The sequence below is a fragment of the Streptomyces fagopyri genome, from assembly GCF_009498275.1.
Taxonomy (GTDB): Bacteria; Actinomycetota; Actinomycetes; order Streptomycetales; family Streptomycetaceae; genus Streptomyces; species Streptomyces fagopyri.
In genome coordinates, this window is the sequence record NZ_CP045643.1 from 8,498,176 (window position 1) to 8,520,849 (window position 22,674).

A 22,674-nucleotide genomic window follows, 5' to 3' on the forward strand; every position below is an offset into this window, starting at 1 on the left:
TGCCAACGCGATCTGGCAACAGGTGGCAGGGCGCGAGCCGTTGGAGGGATCACGATCGAGGAGAACGCGTTCGGCGCGGAACTGCGCCGGCGTCGGACGGCGGCCGGGAAGTCGCTCGGCGAGCTGGCCGAAGAGGTGCACTGCAGCCGCAGTTTCCTGAGCCGGATCGAGACGGGCCAGCGACGCGTGACACGCGAACTCGCGCAGCTCTGCGACGAGCGCCTGGACGCCAAGGGCGCACTGCTCGCCCTCGTTCCCGACCCTTCCTTCGAGCGCATCTCGAAGACCGTCGGCGCCGGTTCGCGCGAGCGGACCGGAAAACTGGTGAAGTCGCCACCAGGACAGGGAAGTCCGGTCGTGGCCCGGCGCCGGGACGAGTTCGACCGCCTGCTCAGACGCGGTGACCTCAGCCACGCCACCGGGGACATGCGGGAGGCGGAGCGCCTCTACCGGGCGGCGTACGCGAGTGCCGAGGGCGATCCCTCGGCGCAGGCGGAGGCCGTGATCAGAATGGCCCGCCGCTGGTCGGATCCCGGACAGGTCGACCACGAACTGCTGCAACGGATCAGGGAGAGTCTGGCCGCGCTGGCGCAGGACGCGGGAGTGGAGGCGGCCGGGCTGCGTCTGCGGCTCAACGCGCACCTGGCGAAGAAGCTGTCCATGGCCGTCAGCGAGGACACCGCGGCGGGCCGGGCGGGTCCTGAGCAGGGAGCGCGGCTGGCCCGCGGCACGCTGCGCCGGCTGCCGGTGGACGCCAAGGACGACGAGGTGCGCTGCGAGGTGCTCACCGAATGCCGCTGGGGCCTGTACGACTTCGTCCCCGCCGACGAGTCCCTGTCGCTCTCCGAACGGCTGCGTGACGCGGCGGCGGGACACGACTCCGGGTACTTCCGCGGTGAGGCGCTGATGGCCCTCGCCATCGATCAGTTGCGTGTCGGCAAGGTCTACAGCGCGCTGGCCACGGCGAACCAGTACCGCAAGCACGCCGCGGACACCCGCAGCACCCTCGCCGTCTGGCAGCAGCGGACCCTGGACGCCCTGCTCGACCTGTGGCACGGCCGGTTCGACCGGGCGGCCGGCTGGATCTTCGGCGAGTCGCTGACGTTCGTCGAGCGATTATCCGCCGATCTGGCCGTCCCCGCCGACAACCTCCAGCAGACCCGCCTCGGGCAGGCCTACTGGCTGCTGCGGGAACAGGGCAGGATGGCCGACCTGTTCGCCTCCGGTCTCGCCGACACCGTCGAGCGGCACGGGTACTTCCCGGTCTGGCGGGCCGGCCTGGCGCTCGCGCTCTGTGAGACCGGCCGGTACGCCGAAGGGGCGGACCGGCTCGTGGGCTTCGCGCACGACACCGCCGACTTCACCCGGTTCCCGCCCTCGGGGTGGGCGGTGCCCACGCTCGTCCTGCTCGCCGAGGTGAGCGCCGCGCTCGACGCGCAGGGCGGATTCGAGACCGAACTGCGCGAGGTCGTGCCGGGACTGCGCGACCGCCTGGCCGCCCACGACGGAGAGCAGATCGCCCTCGCGGGCTGGCCCACCGTGCTGGTCGGCCCGACCGCGCGGGCCCGTGGTCTGCTCGCGCTGGCCGCGGGGGAACCGGACGCCGCGCTCGCCGACTTCCACGTGGCGGCCGAGCCGGTCCGCTCCTCCCAGCCCCAACTGGCCCGTCTGAGACTGGCCCGTGCCCGCGCGCTGCGCAGAACGGGCCGTCCCGGCACCGCCGCCCACGCCTCCCGGCTCCTGCGGGAAGCGCTGCGTGTGGCCCAGGACTACGGGATGGCGGCGCTCGCGGCGGAGTGCGGGGCCCTGCTGGACTCCACGGCCGACGCCTGAGGGCCGCTGCCACGGCCGGAAGCCATGTGCGCGGTTCCGGCCGGCACGGGCGCGAGCCGTGGCCGGCGCCCCGACGCGTGTCCGGGCGCCGACCGGGCCGGCAACCGCCCGTCGGCGGTGGGACGCCTCGACCCGGCCGAGGGGCAGCGGGCGTTGCGGGAGCCGGCGCGGGCGACGTTCGCCCCGTCAGGACGTCCCGCGGGTTCCCCGTCGTCCCAGGGGGGAGGGGCCCGGCTCTCCGCACCGGCCGGAAGCCCGGGTACGGGACGTACCCGGGCTTCCGGCCGGCACGCGGGCGGCGAACACCGGACGCTGTTCCACGACCGTCGAAGACCGGTGAAGACCGTCGAAGACAGGTGAACGCCGCCCGCGGCGGGGCTAGGGCTTGCGGGCCACCGCCCCGTACATCGCGATGTCCTCGTCGCGGATCGGCTCGGTCGACGTGCCGTCCGGGTGCCACTTGTGGACCTGGACGATGCCGGGTTCGACGAGTTCGAGGCCCTCGAAGAACTCCTCCGCCTCCGTGTGCGTCCGCAGGCGCATCGGCATGTCGCGGGCCGCGTACTCGCGGGCGACGCGGGCCACCTCCCGCGGGGCGAACTCGGCGGTGCCTATGGACATCGCCAGGTAGCTGCCCGAGGGAAGCGGGTCGAGCAGACGCCGGACGATACCGACCGCGTCGGCCTCGTCCAGCACGAAGTGGACGATCGCGATGACGGTGAGGGCGACGGGCTGGGTGAGGTCGAGGGTGTCACGCAGCTCCTGCGCGCCCAGGATCGTCGCCGGATCGAGCATGTCGGCCTCGACGTACGCCGTCCTGCCCTCGGGCGTGCTGGACAGCAGACCCTGCGAGAGGGTCAGCACGATGGGATCGTTGTCGACGTACACGACCCGTGAGTCGGGGGCCACCGACTGGGCGATCTCGTGGAGGTTGGGCGAGGTGGGGATGCCGGTGCCGACGTCCAGGAACTGGCGTACCCCCGCCTCCTCGGCGAGATAGGCCACCGCGCGGTTCATCCAGTCGCGGTTGGCCTTCATGTGGATCGGCAGCGCGGGCCACTCCCGCGCCATGGCGTCGCCCGCCTCCTGGTCGGCGGGGTAGAAGTCCTTGCCGCCCAGGATGTAGTCGTAGATGCGCGCGGAGTGTGCGCTCTCGGTGTCGATACGGTCGGCCGGCCATCCGTTGTCGGGCAACGCCGCCCCTCCCATCAAGTCGTCGGTTCACAGCGGGTGTTGCGTACGGTGAGTGAGCGGGACACACAGGCATAGCAAGTGGACAAGGTTGTCAGAGAAGGAAGTCGGCCGCCCCCGCCTTGACGCCGGCCAGGAAGCTCGTCATCTCATGGGGCGTGAAGACCAGCGCGGGCCCGTCGGGATCGGTGGACTGACGCAGCGCGATCCGCCCGTCGAGCAGCTTCTTCGCCTCGACGCAGGCACCGCCCGCGTCGTCGCTCCACGGCTTGGACCAGCCCTGGGCGCCGAGTTCCCGGGAGGGCATGCCATTGCGGACGGAAGGGTCCCCCACGTGGTGGTGCCCTATGGGGGACTTGCCTATGTGGTGGTGCACTCATAGCTCCTTGCGAATCGAGCCGAGAAGGGCCTCGGTCTTCGTGGCGGGCGTCGACTGGGCGCCCAGCCGGTCCAGTGCCTCGCGGTAGACCAGGACGTCGTCCACCTTGTCGAGATAGACGGCGCCGACCAGACCGCTCGAGTACACGATGTCCGGCAACTCGCGCGCCCTGAACCGGAAGAGGTGGAACGCGCCGGCGCGCATGGCCGGGTGCGGGCCGTTCCTGAACGGCATGATCTGCAGGGTGACGTGGGGGAGCGCGTTCACCGCGATCAGATGGTCGATCTGGGCGCGCATCACCTCGGGGCCGCCGACCGGCCATCGCAGCACGGTCTCGTCCATCACGACCCAGACGCGCGGCGGTGCCGGCCGGGTCAGCAGTTCCTGGCGGCGCATGCGCAGCGCGACCCGCCGCTCGGTCGCCTCCGCCGGGGTGTGCGGGTTGCCCGCGCCGAGCAGGGCGCGCGCGTATGCCTCCGTCTGCAGCAGTCCGTGGACGAACTCCGCCTCGTACGCCCGGATCTGGAGCGCGGCCTGCTCCAGGCTCAGATACGCGGCGAACCAGTCCGGCAGCACGTCGCGGTACGTGTGCCACCAGCCACGCTTGTTCGCCTCGCGCACCGACTTCAGGAAGGTGTCGATCTCCTGCCGGTCCGTCACGCCGTAGGTCTGCAGCAGCTTCTCGGCGTCCGCGAGCCGCAGTCGGGCCACCTTGGCCGCTTCCATCCGGCGGATGGTGGAGTGACTGACACCGATCGCCTCACCGGCCTGCTCGTACGTCAGACCGGCCCCGGTACGGAGTTCCTCGAGCTGTCTGCCGAGGATCATGCGCAGGACCGAAGGCGCGCCACCCCAGTCGGATTCCGTGGACACGCCTTACCCCCTCACAGCGGGCTTCGAGGTCGCAGTCTGTCACGATCATCCGTCGACGTGGGAAGCATGCACCTGGCACTCTGCAAATTTCAACTTGTCGGTTGCGAGGTGCTGTTGGCAGCTGCCACAGTGGTCCTATCGTCCCTGGCACGGTCAAGGGAGAGGCAGCGCAGCCCACTTGGGGGAGACGGGGCTGAGGCAGGACTCCCTGCGCGACGAGGCGGACGCGTCTCGTGGCGTTACCGGGCCTTCGGGGCGGCACTGGCACCGCCTGCGGTGCAGGCAGACGAAAGGCGAACGGCGATGACCCCGCCCTCCCTCCCCCAGCCTTTGGACCGACTGCCGGGGGACGAATACCCCCACCGCGCCGGAGTGTTCGCCCTGCGCGCGGCCCCCGCGTCGGTAGGGGTGGCCCGAAGACATGTGTCCGCCCTGCTGAGCGAGTGGGGCGTCGATCGTGAGACGTATGACAACGCTGTCCTGCTCACCTCCGAACTCGTCACCAACGCTCTGACCCACACGGCGAGCGAGTGGATCGTGTGCAGACTCCACATCGCTCTCGGTCCGCTCCATATCGAGGTCGAGGACCAGAACCGTGGCTGGACCCTCCCCGCGCGGCGTCAGCCGGGGCCCGAGGACCAGTGCGGCCGCGGGCTCCTGCTGGTCGGCGCGCTGAGCAGCGACTGGGGTGTCAGGGACACCGCCGACGGGTCCGGCCGCATCGTCTGGGCCGTCCTGCCCTCGCGCAGCGGCGGCCCCGCCCCGATCAGCGGTCCGCCGACCACGAACACCGCCCGGCCCATCCCCCACTCGGCCGAAGGATCTCCGTCTGATGGAACGACAGCACGCTCCTGACCTGTGTGAACACATCTCGGCCCGCGACCCGCGCGACCACGGCCTCTCACCCGATCCCCGCGCGTGCGGCCCCTTCCCCGATCCGTCCGGTACCGCCCCCGGCCCCCGTGCGCACGCCTCGGCCGCCGACCCGCGCACGCACGCCCTCGTCCCCGAACCGAGTACGCGACCCCCCGGGGCGCCGTCGCCCGAGCACCCCTCGCGCCTGCTGATACCCGAGGAGCTGTCCCCGAGCCTGGGGTACGACGCGGTGGGCACCTCCCGGGAACACGGCGAACGGATCATGGACTGCCTGCCCCGTGTCGGCTGCGTCTTCGCCGACGACGAGCGGTGGTGGTGGATCGTCCCGTCCGGCTCCCACATCGGTGTCACCTGGCCGTCCTCCACGCGCTACGCGATCGGCGCCCGGCTGGCCGAACCGTCCTGGACGCGGGCGCTGCGGCGCGCGCGCTTCGGCCGCCCGCGTCTGATCCACCGGCCCGAGGGGCAGTCGCCCTATACCCCTCCGATTCCGCTGTACTTCCTCATCTGCCGCCTCGCGGGAAGCACCCCGAGATGGTCGCTCGGCACGGGGCTCTGATCCCGGGTCCGGCGTCGGTCGCGGGTCGGGGCGCGCGGAGGCCGGCCCGCACGGGCGGGCCGGCCTGTGGCTGTCGTCGGCTTCTTCTCCTGCGAACGGGACAGCGTCCGGGAGCGGGGGCCGGGCCTACGCCCGAGGTGTGCTCTTCGTCGCCGCGAACGCGCACACCGCCCCCAGTACCACGGCCAGCGCGCCGATGATGATGTTGTTGAGCACCACGCCGGTGTCGGGACTGGTGCCGACCACCCACGGCGAGATGATCATCCACACGCCCATCGCGCAGATGGCCCAGCTGAGGCCGTACATCCTCTCCGGCGTGACGGTGAATCCGAGCGCCAGCACGGCGATCGCGATGCCCATGACGAGGTTGTGGGTCATCAGGGCGGGCTGACTCGCCGTGTAGTGGAGTATCCACGGGGACACGGCGCAGTACAGGCCGAGCAGGAACACGGGTCCGTCGACGAGCGCCACATCGCGGCCACCCATCACGCGGGCATACCGGTCCCGCATCTCGGACACGTCGGGGTGGGACGTGATGTCGTTTCTGGGGTGAGAGACGTTGGCCATGGGTCGACTCCTTCGATCTCGGCAGGCCTGACCGCTTCTGGTTCGGTGTGCGGTAAGCGCCGCTTGTCCTTATTGTGCGCTTATTTCTTCTTTATGTGTAGCGGTGGGCAGGCCCGGTTCCGTCCGGGCGGGCCCGCCCACCGGGCGGCGGTGGCGGCGCCCGGCCCGGCTCAGGCACCGACGTCCGCCGACGGATCGCCGAGGTGGCCGGAGGGGGCCCGAGGTGGACAGGCCGCCGCGGCTCGGCAACCATGCACGACTGCCGGAACTCGCGCACCCGCACGGCGACATGGCGGACGTCACCAGCGCGCACGGCTGCCGGGAACCGGCCCGGCACACGGACGGAGGCGCGCGTGCGGGAACCGAGTGAGAGCGAGCTGACGGCGCGCCTGCCCGAGGGGATCTGGTCCACCCCGTACGTGGGCCGGCGCTTTCCCGGTTCGCGATCCGTCGCCGAGCGACCGGGCCTCGCTCGCGGCGCCAACTGCCAGTTCTTCGCCTACGAAGTACTGCGTCACTTCGGACCGCGGCTGCCCGCCTGGCGTTCGAGCGACCTGTGGGACGACACCGTACTCACCGAGCGGGTAAGGGAGTCCCGGCCGCTGGACCTGGCCCTCTTCAACCCCGGCGACCAAGCGTGGGGCGCTCACGTCGGGGTGGTCGTGGGGGAGCGCCGGGTCCTTCATCTCTGCGCCGAGGTGGGGCGTCCGGTGATCTGGCCCCTGGGGGAGTTCGCGGCGCGTGAGCGCTACCGCACGCTGCTCGGGTTCAAGCGGGCGCGCCCCGGCGGCGGCTGACGGACAGGCCCCGCCGTCCCGCGGGCCCTTCCCGCCGCGCCGACCCGCGGACAGGTCCCACCCCGCCGACCCGCCGACCCGCCTGCCGACCGGCCGACCCGCCTGCCGACCGGCCGTCCGGGCCCGCCTTGCCGACCCGCGCACAGGGCCCGTCCCGCCGACCCGCGAGCCGGTCCCACCGCCCCGGAACGCCCCCGTGCCGCGCCAGGGAACTCCCGTGGACGAGTCCCGCCCGGCCATGACCCACGGTGGTCGCCGGGGCACGTTTCGTACCGACTTCTCGCGCTTTCCCCCTCCTCGCCGACCACGCGAACCGCCCTCGCGCGCACCGGCCCTCACCCGATCGGAGGAAGAGCGCGTTCCGGCCAATCCGTCACCGCCGCAGCTTCGGAATAGGGCCGAGGGCTCTGAAGCCGAAAAGAGGCGAGCCGGGTGGGAGGAGACATGGTGCGGGAAGCGTCAGGGGACGCCTCGGGTACGGACGAGGAGACCGCGGACCGCGGCCGCCGCGCGCAGCCGGGCCGGCGCGGACAGCGCGGTCAGGGGCGGCGGACGGCCGTCATCGGCGGGGGCGTGGCGGGGCTCACCGCCGCCCACGTGCTGCGCCGCGCCCGGCAGGTGGTCCTGTACGAGGCCGACGACCGGCTCGGCGGCCACGCGCACACCCATGACCTCGCCTCCTCCGACGGAAGGCTGCACCGCGTCGACTCCGGCTTCATCGTGCACAACCGCCGTACCTACCCGAACCTCCTGAGGCTGTTCGACGAACTCGGCGTCGCCACGCAGGAGTCGGAGATGAGCATGTCGGTGCGGTGCGAGGGCTGTGGCCTGGAGTACGCGGGCGCCCGCGGTCCGGCCGGCCTGTTCGCGCGTCCGCGGAACGCCCTGCGCGGCTCCTACCTCCGGATGCTCACCGAAGTGCCGGCCTTCCACCGCGCGGCCCGGCGGCTGCTCGACGCGGGCGGCGAAGAGGGCCTGACGCTGGGGGAGTTCCTGACCCGGGAGCGGTTCTCACCGTATTTCGTCCGGCACTTCGCGACCCCGATGGTGTCGGCGGTCTGGTCCTGCGACGCCGTCACCGCCGCCCGCTACCCGGCCGGCCACCTGTTCCGCTTCCTGGACCACCACGGCATGCTCTCGGTGAGCGACTCCCCGGTCTGGCGCACGGTGACCGGGGGCTCCCGCTCCTACGTCGACCGGGTGGCCAAACAGTTCGACGCCGTGCACACCTCCGCCCCCGTCCGGGCCGTGCGACGGCACGCCGACGGCGTGGACATCACCACGGCGGACGGCACCACCGAGTCGTACGACTCCGCGGTGATCGCGGTCCATCCCGACCAGGCCCTGAGACTGCTGGCCGACCCCACCGAGGCGGAGCGCGAGGTCCTCGGCGCCTTCCGCTACTCCCGCAACACCACCCTCCTGCACACCGACACCGCGCTGCTGCCGCGCGCCCGGGGAGCGAGGGCCTCCTGGAACTACCTGATGCCCTCGTGCGACGCCGGCGCGGACCGGGTCCGCGTCAGCTACGACATGAACCGGCTCCAGCGCCTCGACGCGCCCGAGAACTACGTGGTCACCCTCGGCGGCGAGGACCGCGTCGACCCGGACCGCGTCCTGGCCCGCATGGTGTACGAACACCCCGTCTACACACCGGAGTCCGTCGCCGCCCAGACCCGGCTCCCGGAGCTGGACAGCCCGGTGATCGCGTACGCCGGCGCCTACCACGGCTGGGGATTCCACGAGGACGGCTGCCGCTCCGGCGTGGCCGCCGCCGCGGCGCTCGGGGTGACATGGTGACCGGTACCCCCGCGCTCTACCCCTGCACGGTCTCGCACGTACGGACCGCGCCGACCCGGTACGCGCTGCGCCACCGCACCTACATGTGGCTGACGGACCCCGACCACCCGCCCCGACTGCCCCTTCCGCTGCGGCCCTTGGCGCGCTTCGACCCCCGCGACCATTTCGACGGGGACCAGCCGACCATCCGCGCCGGACTCGACCACTTCCTCGCCGGACACGGCGTCGACCTGCGCGGCGGCTCGGTCACGATGCTCGCCCACGCGCGGGTCCTCGGCCACGTCTTCAACCCGCTGACCCTCTACTGGTGCCACGACCCCGGCGGCGCACCGCGCTGCGTGGTCGCCGAGGTGCACAACACCTACGGCGAGCGGCACTGCTATCTGCTCCTCCCGGACGACGCCGGGACGACGCGGGAACAGCGCGACGACCACGCCACGGTCGCCGCCCACGACCCTTCGCGGCCCGCACGGTCGTCGGAGGGCGAGCGGCCTTCGAAGCCTCTCCGGTCGTCGGAGCCGGCCGGGCCGCCTGAGGCCCTCCGACCGTCGGGGTCGACCGGTCCGCCTGAGCCCCTCCGGCCGTCGGATTCTGCCGGGCCCACGGGGCCGACGCGGCCGACGGGGCCGGTGAGTGACCCGCCCCAGGCGTCCGAGCGGCAAGGCCCCCTGCCCGGGCGGGATCCCCACCGGGCCGGCAAGCGGCTCTACCGCACGGAGAAACAGTTCTACGTCTCGCCGTTCTTCCCCGTCGACGGCGAGTACCGCATGCGGCTGCCCCTCCCGGACGATCGCCTCGACCTCATGGTCCGCCTGGAGCGCGCGGGCACCCGGCCCTTCAGTGCGACCGTGCGCGGGACCCGTCGTGAGGCGACCGCCGGGACGCTGCTGCGTGCCGCGCTGCGCCACCCGTTCTCCACCCTCGCCGTCTCGGCCGCCATCCGCGTCCACGGCATCCGTCTCTACCTGCGGGGACTGCCCGTCCAGCCCCGCCCCCGCGACCGTAACCAGGAGAGTGACACATGAGGACAGCCGAGCCCCGCTCCGCCACCGCGCAGCGCCGGGACGTGGATCCCGCCCGCCGTTCGGACGTGGTGGCGCCGCCGGAGGCCTCGCGCACCCGGACCGCCGTCACCCGCGCCGTGCTGAAGCGGGCGCTGCGGCGTCTGCCCCTTCAGGTGCGGTTCGCCGACGGAAGCCGTCTCGGTACCGGCGGCCCGGTGATCGAGATCCACGATCCGGATGCCTTCCACCGCCGTATCGGCACCCACGGCCTGGTCGGTTTCGGCGAGTCCTACATGGCGGGCGAATGGGACGCGCCGGACCTGGTCGCCGCGCTCACCGTGCTCGCCGACAACGCGGCGCGGCTGATCCCGGAACCGCTGCAACGGCTGCGCGGTCTCTGGGCGCCGCGCCGCCCGGACGCGGAGCGCAACACACCCGCCGGCGCCCGGGACAACATCAGCCGCCATTACGACCTCTCCAACGATCTGTTCGCGCTCTTCCTCGACGAGACCCTCAGCTACTCGGCGGCCCTCTTCCGCGGCTTCCCCGCCACCTGGCCCCTGCTGGCCGCAGCCCAACACCGCAAGATCGACCGGCTGCTGGACCTCGCCGAGGTCGGACCCGGTACCCGGCTGCTCGAAATCGGCACCGGCTGGGGCGAGTTGGCGATACGTGCCGCTGCCCGCGGTGCCCGCGTCACGTCGCTGACCCTCTCCCGCGAGCAGCGGGACCTGGCTCGGCGGCGGGTGGCCGAGGAGGGCCTGACCGACCTCGTCTCCATCGAGTTGTGCGACTACCGCGAGGCCGAGGGCACGTACGACGCCGTGGTGAGCGTCGAGATGGTGGAGGCGGTCGGGGCGGAGTACTGGCCGGTCTACTTCGCGACGCTCGACGCGCGGCTCGCGCCCGGTGGACGCGCGGCGCTCCAGGCGATCACCATGCCGCACGACCGGATGCTGGCGAGCCGCGACACCTTCACCTGGATCCAGAAGTACGTCTTCCCCGGCGGTCTGCTGCTCTCCGTCGAGGCGGTGGAGCAGGTGACCCGTGAGCACACCTCCCTGCGGACCACCCGCAGGGACCCCTTCGGAGCGCACTACGCGGAGACACTGCGGCTGTGGCGCGAACGCTTCACCGAGCGCGCCGACGAGGTCGAGGCGCTCGGCTTCGACGCTGCCTTCCGCCGGATGTGGACCTTCTACCTGGCCTACTCCGAGGCCGGGTTCCGCGCCGGCTACCTCGACGTCCAGCAGTACCTGTTCACGAAGGAGGACTCCACCCCGTGACCACCGTGACCACCGTCCACCCCGCCCGCCCCGGTGCCGCCCACCGGCTCGCCGCGCTGGCCGAGGACGCCCTCGGCGGCCCCCTGCCGCTGCGGCTGCGCGCGTGGGACGGCAGCGAGTCCGGTCCCCAGGGCGCCCCCGTGGTCGTCGTCCGCACGCGGCGCGCGCTGCGGCGACTGCTCTGGCAGCCCGGCGAACTGGGCCTGGCCCAGGCCTACATCACCGGGGAGATCGATGTCGAGGGCGACCTGGCGGCGGGCCTGAGCGCCATGTGGGGCGCCGTGCGGGAGCGCAGCGTGCACGCGCCCCGGCTCACCGCCGCCGACCGGGTCCGCGCCGCCGGCACGGCGCTGCGCCTGGGGGCCGTGGGGCCGAGGCCCGCGACACCCGCCTCGCAGGCACGACTGCGCGGAGGGCTGCACAGCAGGTCCAGGGACCGCGCGGCCATCAGCCACCACTACGACCTGTCGAACGAGTTCTACCGACTGCTCCTCGACGAGACCATGGCCTACTCGTGCGGCTACTGGACCGGCGGGGGACCGGACTTCGGCCCCGCCGACGCCCAGCGCGCCAAGCTGGAGCTGATCTGCCGCAAGCTCGGTCTCGTGCCGGGCGCCCGGCTGCTCGACATCGGCTGCGGCTGGGGTTCCCTCACGCTGTACGCGGCGGAGCGGTACAAGGCCCAGGTCACCGCGGTCACGCTGGCCCGGGAACAGGCCGCGTACGTACGGGAGCAGGTGCGCGAGCGAGGTCTCGAGAACCAGGTCGACGTGGTCTGCCAGGACTACCGGGACATCGCGGGCGGAGCGTACGAGGCCGTCACCGCGATCGAGATGGGCGAACACGTGGGGGACGCCGAGTATCCGGCGTTCGCCGCCGCCCTGCACCGGTTCGTCCGCCCGCAGGGACGCGTACTCGTACAGCAGATGTCGCGGGGCTCGGTGGCCCCCGGCGGCGGCGCGTTCATCGAGGCGTACATCGCCCCGGACATGCACATGAGGCCGCTCGGTGACACCGTCGGCCTGCTGGAGGCCGCAGGCCTGGAGGTGCGCTCCGTGGAGTCGCTGCGGGAGCACTACGTCCGTACGGTCGCGGCCTGGCATCGCACGCTGGAGGACCGCTGGGACGACTTCGTACGGCTCGTGGGGGCGGAGACGGCCAGGGTGTGGCGGCTGTACCTGGTCGGCGGGGCCCTCGCCTTCCAGGAACGGCGGATGGGCGTCGACCAGATCCTGAGCGTGCGGCCCGCTCCCGGGGGCGGCAGCGGCATGCCGGCCGTGCCGGGGCACTGGTACACGGGGGCGGACGAGCGATGAGCGGCTTTCCCTGGGGAGCGTTCGCCCAGAACCTCGGCCTCGCGGCGGCCGCGGCCTTCGCCGTCATGCTCGTCACCTTCGCGGTCGCCGTGCGCAAGGGCGTGCACCGGATCGTGGACGTGGCCTGGGGAGTCGGGTTCACCGCGGTGGCCGTGGTGTCCTTCCTGGCCTCCGCGGGCGAGGGCGACGAGGGGCGGCGGATCCTCGTGACCGTCCTGACCTCGGTGTGGGGGCTGCGGCTGGCCCTGCACATCGCGCGGCGGGGCCGTGGTCACGGCGAGGACCCGCGGTACGAGGCGATGCTCGCCAAGGCGCCCGGCCGTCGCGACCTGTACGCCCTGCGCATGGTCTACCTCTTGCAGGGAGCCCTGGTCTGGCTGGTGTCGCTGCCCGTCCAGGCGGCGCAGTACGTGTCCACGGGACTGACGGGAGTCACCCTCGCCGGCGCCGCGCTGTGGGCGGTGGGACTGTTCTTCGAGGCGGTGGGCGACGCGCAGCTGGCCCGGTTCAAGGCCGATCCCGCCAACCGCGGCCGGGTCATGGACCGGGGCCTGTGGAGCTGGACCCGGCACCCGAACTACTTCGGCGACTTCTGCGTGTGGTGGGGGCTGTTCCTGCTCACCTGCGACTCGGGCGCGGCGGCCGCGGTCTCGGTCCTCTCGCCGCTGGTGATGAGCTTCTTGCTGATCAGCGGCAGCGGGAAGGCGCTGCTGGAGAAACATCTCGCGGGGCGCGCGGGGTTCGCCGAGTACACGGCGAGGACCAGCGGCTTCTTTCCGCTGCCGCCGAAGTCGCGCGGCTGACGGGACCGCGTCCGGGCGTCGCCCGCCGGGGGAGGACCGGTGGGCGACGCCGGGAGGACCGGCCCGTACCCGGAGAGGGGCGGGCCGGTCCGTACCCGGAGGAGGGGACCGGCCGGCCGGTCCCCGGGGAGAGCACCGCAAGGGGCGGCCGGCCCCGTCAGGCGGGGAACTCCAGCACCGCCAGCGGGGCCGAGGTCGGCCGGGCCGAGCCGCCCGCCGGTTCCACGGTGATGCCCATGCCCGAGGCCTTGGCCAGCTTCCCGTCCAGGAGGACCGCCTCACTGGTGCGGTGCGGGTCCATCAGACCGGCCGAGCGCATGGTGCCCGCGTCGTCGAACCACAGCTGGTAGACCTTGCCGCTCGGCGGCTTCGCCATGCCCGAGGAGATGAAGACGGCCTCGTCGCGGGCGGCGGAGACGACCACCGTGCCGCCGGCGCCGCCGGCCAGCCTCGCGGTACGGCTCTTCGCGTCCGGGGCGGCCAGCACCGCGGTCAGATCGGCGGTCCGGCGCTCGGCGTCCCGTGCCTGGGTCCGGGCCTCCCGCGCCCGGTCGTGCTGCCACACCGCCGTGCCGCCGAACGCCGCCGCGGCGGCCACGCAGGCGGCCAGCGCCCAGCGCGACAGGCCGCGTGGACGGCGTACGCGCCGGAGGACCGGCGCGGGGGGCGTGGCGGGTGTGGCGGGCGCCGTCCGGGGTGCTTCCTGCCGGACCGTGGTGATGCGCCGCATGACGCGGGCCTTGAGCTCGGGGGTGATGCCGGCGGCTTCGGCGAGACCGAGCCGCGCGGCCGTGGCGGTCAGCTCACGTACCTCCTGGGCGCAGGCCTCGCAGTCGGCGGCGTGCCGTTCGAACCGGTCGCGCTCCTCCTCGCCGAGGGCGTGCAGCGCGTACGCACCCGTCAGGGTGTGCAGGTCGGACGTGGTCATGCGGTGACCCCCAGGCAGTCACGGAGGCGGATGAGGCCGTCGCGCAGGCGGGTCTTGACCGTGCCGAGCGGAAGCGTCAGCAGTTCCGCCACCTCCCGGTAGGTCAGGCCGCGGTAGTACGCGAGGGTCACGGACTGGCGCTGGAGCTCCGTCAGCGTGCGCAGACAGCGCCGTACCTGTTCCCGCTCAAGCCGCGCCTCGACCTGCTCGGTCACCTCGTCGAACTCGGGCGTCCGGTCGAGGAGGGCCGCCTTGTGCTCACGTGCCGCCGAAGCCTCGGCGGAGCGCACCCGGTCGACGGCCCGCTGGTGGGCGAGGGTGAGCACCCAGTTCATCACCGACCCGCGCTCGGGCCGGTAGCGGGCGGCGGTCCGCCACACCTCGACCAGTACCTCCTGGGCCACCTCCTCGGACTGGGCCAGGTCGCGCAGCACCCTGCGCACGATGCCGAGCACCGGCCCCGCGACCACGTCGTAGACCGCTGCGAAAGCCTCCTGGTCGCCCCGGGCGACGTCGGCCATCAGGTCCGGCAGACTGGGTTCGGCCGCCGGGTTTCTCCCGATTTCCACGGCTTCTTTCACGGGGTGGTCCTCCAAGTGGGGCGATCGGTACGGGACTGATCCGGAGCAGGTCCGGCCGTGGATTGGCCCACGTCGGGAGAATTCCGGGTACGGCGGCCGGGCGTACGCGCGGGCCGCATGTCGGTGTTCCTGTGGCGGCTGCGGCCCACGAGCCGGCCGGCCGGTGCGCCGCGCTCGGGGCGACGGCCGTGTCCGCCCCGCCAGTCGGCCAGGAACAGCTGCGGGGTGACGCCCTCGGTCTCCCGGGCGTCACCCAGGGAGCGCCGGGCCGTCGCGCGCACCGGCTTGCCCCACCGGTGGTACGCGGCGGCCGGACAGCGCTCGTCACCGTCCGCGAGCCCCCGGGTGATCTCCGCGCCGGTGAGTGTCCCGGTGCCGGGTGTCCGCTCCCCGGGGCGCCCCCTGGTGATCGGATGTGCGGCCATGACCACGGCTCCTCGGTTCGTACGTGGTTCACGGGGCGTCTCCCGGGCCGTGCCCCGTGAGCTCCATCGTGTGAACCGCAGGACATCCGGGACAACTTGCATCGTTTCTGCGTCGTATAGTCGCCGCATGGGCGAGGACCGACCGACACCGTCGTCAGAACCGGCCGCACAGCCCTCCGAGGCGGGCGTCACCACGGGTGCGCTGGCCCGTCGGCTCGGAGTGTCGCCCACCACGCTGCGCTCCTGGGACCGGCGGTACGGGGTGGGTCCCGCGGTCCGCTCCGGCGGCCGGCACCGCCGCTGGACGCCGCAGGACGTGGCGATGCTGGAGGAGATGTGCCGGCTGACGTCCGCGGGGGTGCCGCCCGCCGAGGCGGCCAGGACCGCGCGGAAGGGCGTCGAGCGGATACCGTCCGGCTCCGACCCGCGCGCGACGGCCGGTCCTCTCGGTCGCCAGCGTTCACAGGCGGCCGGCGCGCTGCCGCTCGGTGACGTCCGGCAGGAGTGCAGGGGCCTGGCGCGCGCCGCCGTACGCCTCGACGCGCCCGCGATGGACGATCAGCTGGCCTCGCTCGTGGAACGGCACGGCCTGGTCGTCGCCTGGGACGAGGTGATGGTGCCCACCCTGCACGCCGTGGGACGCAAGTGGGAGTCCTCCGGCGACCGCTACGTGGAGGTGGAGCACCTGTTGTCCTGGCACATCTCCCGGACCCTCCACCGGGCCACCGAGCCGGCCCGGCCCGACGCTCCCGCGACCGGCGCGGGGCCCGTGGTGCTGGCGTGCGTCCCCGGCGAGCAGCACAGCCTGCCGTTGCAGGCGCTGCACGCCGGACTCGCCGAACTCGGCCTGCCCGCAAGGATGTTCGGTGCGGCCGTGCCCACCGAGGCGCTGACAGCGGCGGTACGGCGGCTGGGCCCGACCGCCGTCGTGCTGTGGGCCCAGACCCGTTCGACGGCCGACGTCCCGCTCGCCCGGCATGTGGCCGGCACCCACTGGGGTGTCAAGGGCGCCCGCAATCATCCCGCCGTCGTGCTGGGCGGCCCCGGCTGGGCCGGACGCCCGCTGCGCGGGATGCTCCGCCCGACGGGGCTGCGGGACGCCCTCGGATCCCTCAGGGGCCTCTACGACGGCGTCGCCCCGGTCCCGGCAAGCTGAGGTACCGGGCCGGGGCGACGTTTCCGGCTCACCGCACCGTCGGCGAGGGGGACGCGGAGCTACCCGCGGGCGGGGTGAGGACGACGGTCGGCTCGCCCGGCGCGGGTGCGGGCGGCGTGACGTTCTGGGACGGCAGCTTCGGCGGGGTGGTCTCCTGGAACAGCACCTGGTCGAAGTTGACCAGTCCGGTCTTCTCCATCACCGTGATGTGGTCGAGCACCGTGTCGTTGGCCTGGTCGGCCAGCTGGCGCACCAGGGAGTTCTCGGTGGTGGACCTGATCTTCGCGACGGTCAGGAAGATCGTTCCGTGGGTCAGCCGCAGGATGTTGGCGAAGTCCGTGTCGAACTGCTTGCCGGTGTCCGCGGTCAGGGTCGTGACGAAGCCCTGCTGCTGCGGAGACGGCTTGTTGGGGATGGTGATACCGAGCGTGGCGGCGACCTTGCGGTCGGTGTCGTCCAGCGCGGCGTGGCCCCTGATCAGGTGGTCGCCGGCGGTTCTGACCGCCGGGATGGTGCCCTTCTGGAGTGCCAGCTGTCCGACCGGGTACTCCCAGAGTCCCGCCGCCCGCACCTTGACGACGAAGTCACGGTCGGCCTCGGTCAACGGGCCGGTCGGAGTGTTGGCGATCACGCGGTTCGGGGCGCTGGACGTGGTCTGCACACCGATCACGGCAGGGTACGCGAGCGCGGCGAGCGTCATGGTCAACGCACCTGCCACGAAGAGCGTTCCTGCGTTCCGTGCAATGCGCATCGAGCCTCCTGGCGGGCGGCGGCGCGGAGCGGGGAGCCCCGTCGTGCCGCATGGTGAATCCGGTGCGAGTGGATCCGGTGACGAGTGATTCTGACGCCCACCAGTACGCACGCGTTCGACGAAAAAATCTCTGCCAATAGTAAAATCCCTGGTGACTTCCTTCAGTCCCGGCCCCGGGCGTTCTTGAAGCGGGCCAGCCCGTCCGGAAGTTCGACCACGGGGTCCGGGTAATCGTAGGCGGCGCGGTCAAGGCCCCGCAGCTTCCACGGTTCGTGCACGGCGGCACCGGCGATCCCCTCCAGTTCCGGCACCCACCGTCGGACGTACTCCCCGTCGGGATCGTAACGCCTCGCCTGGAGGACCGGATTGAGGACCCGGTTGGGGCGGGTGTCCGTGCCCGTGCCGGCCATCCACTGCCAGTTGAGCTGGTTGTTGGCGACATCGCCGTCCACGAGGAGTTCCAGGAAGTGCCGGGCGCCGACCCGCCAGTCCACGTAGAGGGTCTTGGTGAGGAAGCTCGCCGTCAGCAGCCGCCCCCGGTTGTGCATCCAGCCCTCGTGGCGCAGTTGGCGCATCGCCGCGTCGACCACCGGATAGCCGGTGCGCCCCTCCTTCCACGCGGCGATGTCCTCCCGGGCCTCGGTCTCCGAGCGCCAGCTGTCGTGCCGGGTGCGGTAGTCGGCGACGGCGGCGTCCGGCCGCGCGGCGAGCACCTGGTGGTGGAAGTCGCGCCAGGCCAGCTGCCGTACGAAGGCCTCCGCGCCCGCCCCGCCGGTGCCGCGGGCCCGGTGCACCAGCTCGACCGGGGAGAGCGAGCCGAAGTGCAGGTGCGGGGAGAACCGGGAGGTGGCGTCGCCGGGCAGGTCGTCGTGCCGGTCCTCGTACGACGCGATCCCGCTCCGCAGCCAGGAGGCGAGTCTCCCGCGGGCCTCCGTCTCGCCGCCTCGCGCCAGTCCCGCGGAGATCCCGGACAGGCCCTCGCGGGAGGGGAGCGGCTCCGAGGCGACACCGTCCGGTACCCGGACCGTCCGCGGCGCGGCGACCGCGCCACGCAGTGGCTGCTGCGACCAGTGCCGGAAGTACGGGGTGAAGACCGCGAAGTGGTCCGACGAGGCCGGGGTGACGGCACCCGGCGCGAGCGCGGTGATCACGGTGTCGTGGACGTGCAGGCGGCACCCCTCGGCCTCCAGGGCCGCGCGCAGCCGGTCCTCTCGGCGGCGCGCGTAGGCGCTGACGCCGGCGGCCATGTGCACCTCGTCGGCGTCCGCCTCGGAGACCACCTTGCACACCTGGGCGGCCACGTCACCGGAACGCACCACCAGCCGTCCGCCCCGCTCACGCAGTCCGGCGTCGAGGTCCGCCAGACAGTCCGCGAGGAACGCCATCCGGTTGGGAGCCGTGAACCCCGCCGCGGCCACGGCGTCGTCGCGCACGAAGAGGGGCACCAGCGCGGCCGAGCCGTCGTGGGCCGCCCGCAGCGCCGGATGGTCGTGCAGACGCAGGTCCGAGGTGAACAGGACGACCGAGACGTTCATGGGGTGGCTCCGGGTTCGGCTGGATGGACGGGTGCGAGGGGTACGGCCGCGAGGGGTACGGCACCTACCGCTTCGGTCCGACGGGCTTCCGCGGATGCGGGGGGGTGCCTCTATGTCTTTCGTCAAGGCACCCCTGTCGGGTTTGGGGTGATTCGGTCTTGCTGGGGTCATGCGGCGAGTTCGACGTCCGCGGGCGGGCGGGATTCGTAGAAGGTGCCGTCTCGGAGCATGGCGAACAGGACGCTGATGCGTTGGCGGGCGAGGCGGAGGAGGGCCTGGGTGTGGGTTTTGCCGCGGGCGCGTTGCTTGTCGTAGTAGGCGCGGGAGGCGGGATCGGCGTTCATGCAAGCGAAGGCGGAAAGGAACATGGCGCGTTTGAGCTGGCGGTTGCCGCCTCGGGGCGCGTGTTCGCCGTGGATCGAGGTCCCCGACGACCTGGTCGCCGGGGCGAGTCCGGCGTAGGAGGCCAGGTGGGCGGCGTTGGGGAAGCTGGTGCCGTCGCCGACGGTGACCAGCAGGACGGCGGCGGTCCTGACGCCGACGCCGGGCATCGACCTCAGGACCGGGGAAAGAGGGTGGGCCTCCAGCAGGGCGTTGATCTGGGCTTCCAGGGCCCGGCGCTGTTCGTGGACAGCGGCGAGCGAGCGGGCCAGGGAGGGCACGACGAGGTCGAGGGTGCCGGTCCCCGGGACCACGACGGTCTGCTCGTCCAACGCCTCGAAGACATCGTCGATCAGCCGCTGGGCCATGCGCGGGGCCTTGGGCCGGATGAGCTCGACGAGCCTGCGGCGGCCGGCTCTGCGCAGTGCGGCGGGGGAGCCGTAGCGCTCCAGCAGCCAGGTGACGGCCTGGTGGTCGAGGCGGGGGCCCAGAACGCGCTCCAGCGACGGGTGGAACTGGGTGAGCAGGCCGCGTATCCGGTTGGAGGTGCGGGTGGCCTCGGCCGCGAGGTCCTGGTCGAAGCCGACGAGGACCGTGAGTTCGGCGGTGATCTCGTCGGTGAGTTCCAGCGAGCGCAGAGTGTGCGGCATGGTGCGGGCCGCATCCGCGATCACGGCGGCGTCCTTGGCGTCGGTCTTGGCCTCGCCCGGATACAGGTCGGCGATTCGCCGCATCGCGAGTCCGGGCAGGTAGGCGACCTTGCAGCCGGCGTCCCGGGCGACCGTGAGCGGGAGGGCTCCGATGGAGGCGGGCTGGTCCACGGTCACCAGGACGGTGCCGAACTTCGCGGCCAGTTTGTCGAACACGGCCCGCAGTTTCGGCTCACTGTTGGGCAGCTGCTTGTCGAAGACCTTCTTGCCGGCCGGAGTCAGCCCGTGCCCGTGATGGGAGCTCTTGCCGACGTCCAGGCCGAGGAACACGCCCACGTCTTCGGTATCGAACATCGCGCCCTTCCAGGAGAGTTGAACGTGCCGGCCTCGGCAGTGGTGTCGTACGCGCGCATCCACGTTATGCAGACCTGCCGCCCGTGAGCTGTCCGGCATTGCGCCGGACCGGGTGGTGGCCGGACCTCTGATCAGCGTCTCCGACGGCACCTCCCGGGCCCGGTGGCACCACCCCCCAGGTCATGCCTTCGACAGGGGGGAACAGTCATGCCGGGCCCGGAGGCCAGCGGCCCTCTTGCAGGACCGCGAAGAAGATAACGGGGGCGAGGGCGGGACGGAACCGGACACCGCGAGGTCGGGGGCAGGGCGGAGGCAGGGGCGAAGCGATGGGCCGGGGGACAGGGGGCGGGCCGTCAGGGAGTGGACGCGGATTCCGGTTTCGTCGCGGGGGCGCTGTCGGCCGCGTGCTTCACCGCGGCCTTCGCGATGTTGCGGGCCATGCCGCCGAACACGGCGGCGTGGAACGGCGAGACGCTCCACCAGTAGGCGTGCCCCAGCAGCCCGTGCGGGTGGAACAGCGCCCGCTGGCGGAACCGTGACCCGCCGTCGTCGCCGGTCTCGGCGTACATCTCCAGCCAGGCCAGCCCCGGCAGCCGCATCTCCGCGCGCAGCCGCAGCAGATGGCCCGGCTCGATCTCCTCGACCCGCCAGAAGTCGAGCGAGTCGCCCGTCCGCAGGCGGGTCGCGTCGCGTCGCCCGCGCCGCAGACCGACACCGCCCACCATGCGGTCCAGCCAGCCGCGCACGGCCCAGGCCAGGGGGAAGGAGTACCAGCCGTTGTCGCCGCCGATACCCTCGATCACCTTCCACAGGGCCTCGCGCGGCGCGTCCACGGTCAGCTCGCGACGGTCGGTGTAGAGGCTGCCGCCCGCCCAGTCGGGGTCGGTGGGGAGCGGATCGCTGGGCGCGCCCGGCACCGAGGCCGACGACCACCTCGTGGTGACCTGGGCGTCCCTCACCCGCTGCAGCGCCAGGGACACCGCCTCGTCGAAGCCGATCGGACGCCCCGGCGGATCGGGCACGTACCGGACGATGTCGTGTTCGTGGCACACGACCTCGTGCCGCAGCGACTCGGTGAGCGGGCGCGCGATGGACGCGGGTACCGGGGTGACGAGTCCGACCCAGTGACTGGACAGCCGGGGGGTGAGCACCGGCACGGGGAAGATGAGCCTGCGGGGCAGGGCGGCGATGGTCGCGTACCGCCGCATCATCTCCAGGTACGTCAGGATCTCGGGGCCGCCGATGTCGAAGGTGCGGTTGACGTCCGCGGGCATCAGGGCGCTGCCGACGAGGGTGCGCAGCACGTCCCGTACCCCCATCGGCTGGATGCGGGTGTGCACCCAGCTCGGCGTGACCATCACCGGCAGCCGCTCCGTGAGGTAGCGCAGCATCTCGAAGGACGCCGAGCCGGAGCCGATGATCACCGCGGCGCGCAGCACGGTGGTCGGCACGCCGGAGTGCAGCAGGATGCGGCCGACCTCGGTACGGGATCTGAGGTGCGGCGACAGTTCCGTCTCCGGTACACCCGGCGGGGTGAGGCCGCCCAGGTAGACGATCCGCCGGACGCCGGCCGCGCGGGCCCGCTCGCCGAAGATCCGCGCCGCCTCGCGGTCGGTCGCCTCGAAGTCGTGGCCCGTGCCGAGGGCGTGGACGAGGTAGTACGCGACATCCGTGTCACGCATCGCCTCGGCCACCGAGTCGGCGTCCAGTACGTCGCCCCGCACGACCTCCGCCTCGCCCGCCCACGGGTAGTCGCGCAGCTTGGCGGGGGAGCGGGCGAGACAGCGCACCCGGTGTCCCTCCGCCAGCAGCTCGGGGACCAGCCGTCCGCCGATGTAGCCCGTGGCACCGGTCACCAGACATCGCAGGCCGGTGTCGTCCTCGCTCATGGGTCCCTCCGTCGTTCGCCGCGTCGCCCCCTTTCCGTACTCCCCTCGTGATGCCTTCCACGCGGGCGGTGACGGTGGATGCGCGCAAGCGGTCTTTCCGGCGACCGGGGATCCACGAGGGGGCGGACGGCGGACTTCTATAGGCTGATCGCGTGGCCAGACGAGACGACGGTGACGACCGGGCGGGTGACCCGCCGCCCGAGGGCGGTCGGGGGCTGGAGGGTGCCGAGGCGACCGGTCTCCAGGCCTTCGCGGTGCAGCTGCGCCGCATGAACGGCGAGATCAACCGTCTGGTGCACGCCTTCGCCGGTGAACACGGTCTGCACGCGACCGACGTACAGGCGCTGGCCGCGATCCTCGACGCGCCGGAGCCGCTCACCCCCGGCCGGCTGCGCGACCATCTCGGACTCACCTCGGGCGCGGTCACGGCCTGTCTCGACCGGCTCGAACGCGCGGGCCACATCCGGCGGGTCAGGGAGAGTCCCGACCGCAGGGTGGTCCACCTGCACTACGTCTCCGAGGCCAGGACGGCGGCCCGCGCCCATTTCCGGCCGCTCGCCGAGGTCACCGCGCGGGTGCGCGACCGTTTCGACGAGGACGAGCTGTCCGTGGTGCTCCGCTTCCTCGCCGAGATGAACGAGGAACTCTCCACCGTGCGCTCACCCGGCCGCTGAGCCCGGCGCGGCGGCCTCCGAAGCGGGTCGGGCGACGAGAAGGGTGCCGCGGCGCATCCGGTCCGG

General features: G+C 72.7%; 23 protein-coding genes. 12 read left to right on the plus strand and 11 right to left on the minus strand.

The window, feature by feature from the left end; all coding sequences use genetic code 11:
* The first annotated feature begins 54 nt into the window (after positions 1-54).
* A complete protein-coding gene (locus tag GFH48_RS36710) occupies positions 55-1,833 on the plus strand; it encodes a helix-turn-helix domain-containing protein (RefSeq protein WP_153292371.1) in 1,779 nt (592 codons plus the stop codon).
* A 378-nt stretch (positions 1,834-2,211) separates the two neighbouring features.
* On the opposite strand, the gene GFH48_RS36715 is transcribed toward GFH48_RS36710, so the two are convergent.
* The 3 genes from GFH48_RS36715 to GFH48_RS36725 form a co-directional block, all read right to left on the minus strand.
* Entirely contained in the window at positions 2,212-3,027 is an 816-nt protein-coding gene (locus tag GFH48_RS36715; protein ID WP_153292372.1) for an SAM-dependent methyltransferase, read from the minus strand.
* A gap of 91 nt (positions 3,028-3,118) precedes the next feature.
* Positions 3,119-3,331: a DUF397 domain-containing protein gene (locus tag GFH48_RS36720; RefSeq protein WP_153293295.1), complete on the minus strand. Its 213-nt coding sequence runs from the start codon at positions 3,329-3,331 to the stop codon at positions 3,119-3,121.
* A 69-nt stretch (positions 3,332-3,400) separates the two neighbouring features.
* Complete coding sequence (locus tag GFH48_RS36725; protein WP_153292373.1) at positions 3,401-4,276, minus strand: helix-turn-helix domain-containing protein; 876 nt, start codon at positions 4,274-4,276, stop codon at positions 3,401-3,403.
* Between the two features lie 303 nt (positions 4,277-4,579).
* On the opposite strand from GFH48_RS36725, the gene GFH48_RS36730 reads away from it, so the two are divergent.
* Positions 4,580-5,131, plus strand: a complete 552-nt coding sequence (locus GFH48_RS36730; RefSeq protein WP_194280780.1) for an ATP-binding protein — start codon at positions 4,580-4,582, stop codon at positions 5,129-5,131.
* Positions 5,109-5,711 (plus strand): hypothetical protein, encoded by a 603-nt coding sequence (locus GFH48_RS39970; protein ID WP_322747015.1) that lies wholly within the window; start codon positions 5,109-5,111, stop codon positions 5,709-5,711. The genes GFH48_RS36730 and GFH48_RS39970 overlap by 23 nt, the downstream gene beginning before the upstream one ends.
* A gap of 126 nt (positions 5,712-5,837) precedes the next feature.
* On the opposite strand, the gene GFH48_RS36740 is transcribed toward GFH48_RS39970, so the two are convergent.
* Positions 5,838-6,278, minus strand: a complete 441-nt coding sequence (locus GFH48_RS36740) for an SPW repeat protein (RefSeq protein WP_153292374.1) — start codon at positions 6,276-6,278, stop codon at positions 5,838-5,840.
* A 223-nt stretch (positions 6,279-6,501) separates the two neighbouring features.
* Here GFH48_RS36740 and GFH48_RS36745 point away from each other — a divergent pair, with 223 nt between their 5' ends.
* The 7 genes from GFH48_RS36745 (at position 6,502) to GFH48_RS36775 (ending at position 13,284) form a co-directional block, all read left to right on the plus strand.
* Entirely contained in the window at positions 6,502-6,648 is a 147-nt protein-coding gene (locus tag GFH48_RS36745) for a hypothetical protein (RefSeq protein WP_153292375.1), read from the plus strand.
* The gene (locus GFH48_RS36750; protein ID WP_228121159.1) at positions 6,632-7,075 is read left to right on the plus strand and encodes a hydrolase; all 444 of its coding nucleotides are present in this window, start codon (positions 6,632-6,634) and stop codon (positions 7,073-7,075) included. The genes GFH48_RS36745 and GFH48_RS36750 overlap by 17 nt, the downstream gene beginning before the upstream one ends.
* Positions 7,076-7,519: 444 nt before the next feature.
* Positions 7,520-8,875, plus strand: coding sequence for an NAD(P)/FAD-dependent oxidoreductase (locus GFH48_RS36755; RefSeq protein ID WP_153292376.1), 1,356 nt, complete (start codon positions 7,520-7,522; stop codon positions 8,873-8,875).
* The gene (locus tag GFH48_RS36760; RefSeq protein ID WP_153292377.1) at positions 8,869-9,900 is read left to right on the plus strand and encodes a DUF1365 domain-containing protein; all 1,032 of its coding nucleotides are present in this window, start codon (positions 8,869-8,871) and stop codon (positions 9,898-9,900) included. Before GFH48_RS36755 ends, GFH48_RS36760 begins: the two co-directional genes overlap by 7 nt.
* Positions 9,897-11,165, plus strand: coding sequence for an SAM-dependent methyltransferase (locus GFH48_RS36765; RefSeq protein WP_153292378.1), 1,269 nt, complete (start codon positions 9,897-9,899; stop codon positions 11,163-11,165). Before GFH48_RS36760 ends, GFH48_RS36765 begins: the two co-directional genes overlap by 4 nt.
* Complete coding sequence (locus tag GFH48_RS36770) at positions 11,162-12,481, plus strand: class I SAM-dependent methyltransferase (protein WP_407698684.1); 1,320 nt, start codon at positions 11,162-11,164, stop codon at positions 12,479-12,481. Before GFH48_RS36765 ends, GFH48_RS36770 begins: the two co-directional genes overlap by 4 nt.
* Positions 12,478-13,284 carry a DUF1295 domain-containing protein gene (locus GFH48_RS36775; protein ID WP_153292379.1) on the plus strand — a complete coding sequence of 269 codons (807 nt, stop codon included), beginning with the start codon at positions 12,478-12,480 and terminating at the stop codon, positions 13,282-13,284. The genes GFH48_RS36770 and GFH48_RS36775 overlap by 4 nt, the downstream gene beginning before the upstream one ends.
* Before the next feature lie 157 nt (positions 13,285-13,441).
* On the opposite strand, the gene GFH48_RS36780 is transcribed toward GFH48_RS36775, so the two are convergent.
* The 3 genes from GFH48_RS36780 to GFH48_RS36790 are packed head-to-tail and all read right to left on the minus strand — an operon-like array spanning position 13,442 to position 15,218.
* Positions 13,442-14,212 carry an anti-sigma factor gene (locus GFH48_RS36780; RefSeq protein WP_153292380.1) on the minus strand — a complete coding sequence of 257 codons (771 nt, stop codon included), beginning with the start codon at positions 14,210-14,212 and terminating at the stop codon, positions 13,442-13,444.
* A complete protein-coding gene (locus GFH48_RS36785; protein WP_153292381.1) occupies positions 14,209-14,793 on the minus strand; it encodes a sigma-70 family RNA polymerase sigma factor in 585 nt (194 codons plus the stop codon). The genes GFH48_RS36780 and GFH48_RS36785 overlap by 4 nt, the downstream gene beginning before the upstream one ends.
* Positions 14,790-15,218, minus strand: a complete 429-nt coding sequence (locus GFH48_RS36790) for a hypothetical protein (RefSeq protein ID WP_153292382.1) — start codon at positions 15,216-15,218, stop codon at positions 14,790-14,792. The genes GFH48_RS36785 and GFH48_RS36790 overlap by 4 nt, the downstream gene beginning before the upstream one ends.
* A gap of 127 nt (positions 15,219-15,345) precedes the next feature.
* On the opposite strand from GFH48_RS36790, the gene GFH48_RS36795 reads away from it, so the two are divergent.
* A complete protein-coding gene (locus GFH48_RS36795; protein WP_153292383.1) occupies positions 15,346-16,374 on the plus strand; it encodes a MerR family transcriptional regulator in 1,029 nt (342 codons plus the stop codon).
* A gap of 28 nt (positions 16,375-16,402) precedes the next feature.
* Here GFH48_RS36795 and GFH48_RS36800 read toward each other — a convergent pair whose 3' ends face one another.
* The 4 genes from GFH48_RS36800 to GFH48_RS36815 form a co-directional block, all read right to left on the minus strand.
* Positions 16,403-17,125: a DUF4142 domain-containing protein gene (locus GFH48_RS36800; protein WP_194280781.1), complete on the minus strand. Its 723-nt coding sequence runs from the start codon at positions 17,123-17,125 to the stop codon at positions 16,403-16,405.
* Positions 17,126-17,286: 161 nt separating this feature from the next.
* Positions 17,287-18,660, minus strand: a complete 1,374-nt coding sequence (locus tag GFH48_RS36805) for a cryptochrome/photolyase family protein (RefSeq protein ID WP_153292384.1) — start codon at positions 18,658-18,660, stop codon at positions 17,287-17,289.
* A gap of 167 nt (positions 18,661-18,827) precedes the next feature.
* Positions 18,828-20,045 carry an IS110 family RNA-guided transposase gene (locus GFH48_RS36810; RefSeq protein ID WP_153286729.1) on the minus strand — a complete coding sequence of 406 codons (1,218 nt, stop codon included), beginning with the start codon at positions 20,043-20,045 and terminating at the stop codon, positions 18,828-18,830.
* A gap of 353 nt (positions 20,046-20,398) precedes the next feature.
* Positions 20,399-21,934: an SDR family oxidoreductase gene (locus tag GFH48_RS36815; RefSeq protein ID WP_153292385.1), complete on the minus strand. Its 1,536-nt coding sequence runs from the start codon at positions 21,932-21,934 to the stop codon at positions 20,399-20,401.
* A 152-nt stretch (positions 21,935-22,086) separates the two neighbouring features.
* Between GFH48_RS36815 and GFH48_RS36820 the strand changes: the two genes are divergently transcribed.
* Positions 22,087-22,608 (plus strand): MarR family winged helix-turn-helix transcriptional regulator, encoded by a 522-nt coding sequence (locus tag GFH48_RS36820; protein WP_381923432.1) that lies wholly within the window; start codon positions 22,087-22,089, stop codon positions 22,606-22,608.
* The last annotated feature ends 66 nt before the right edge of the window (positions 22,609-22,674 follow it).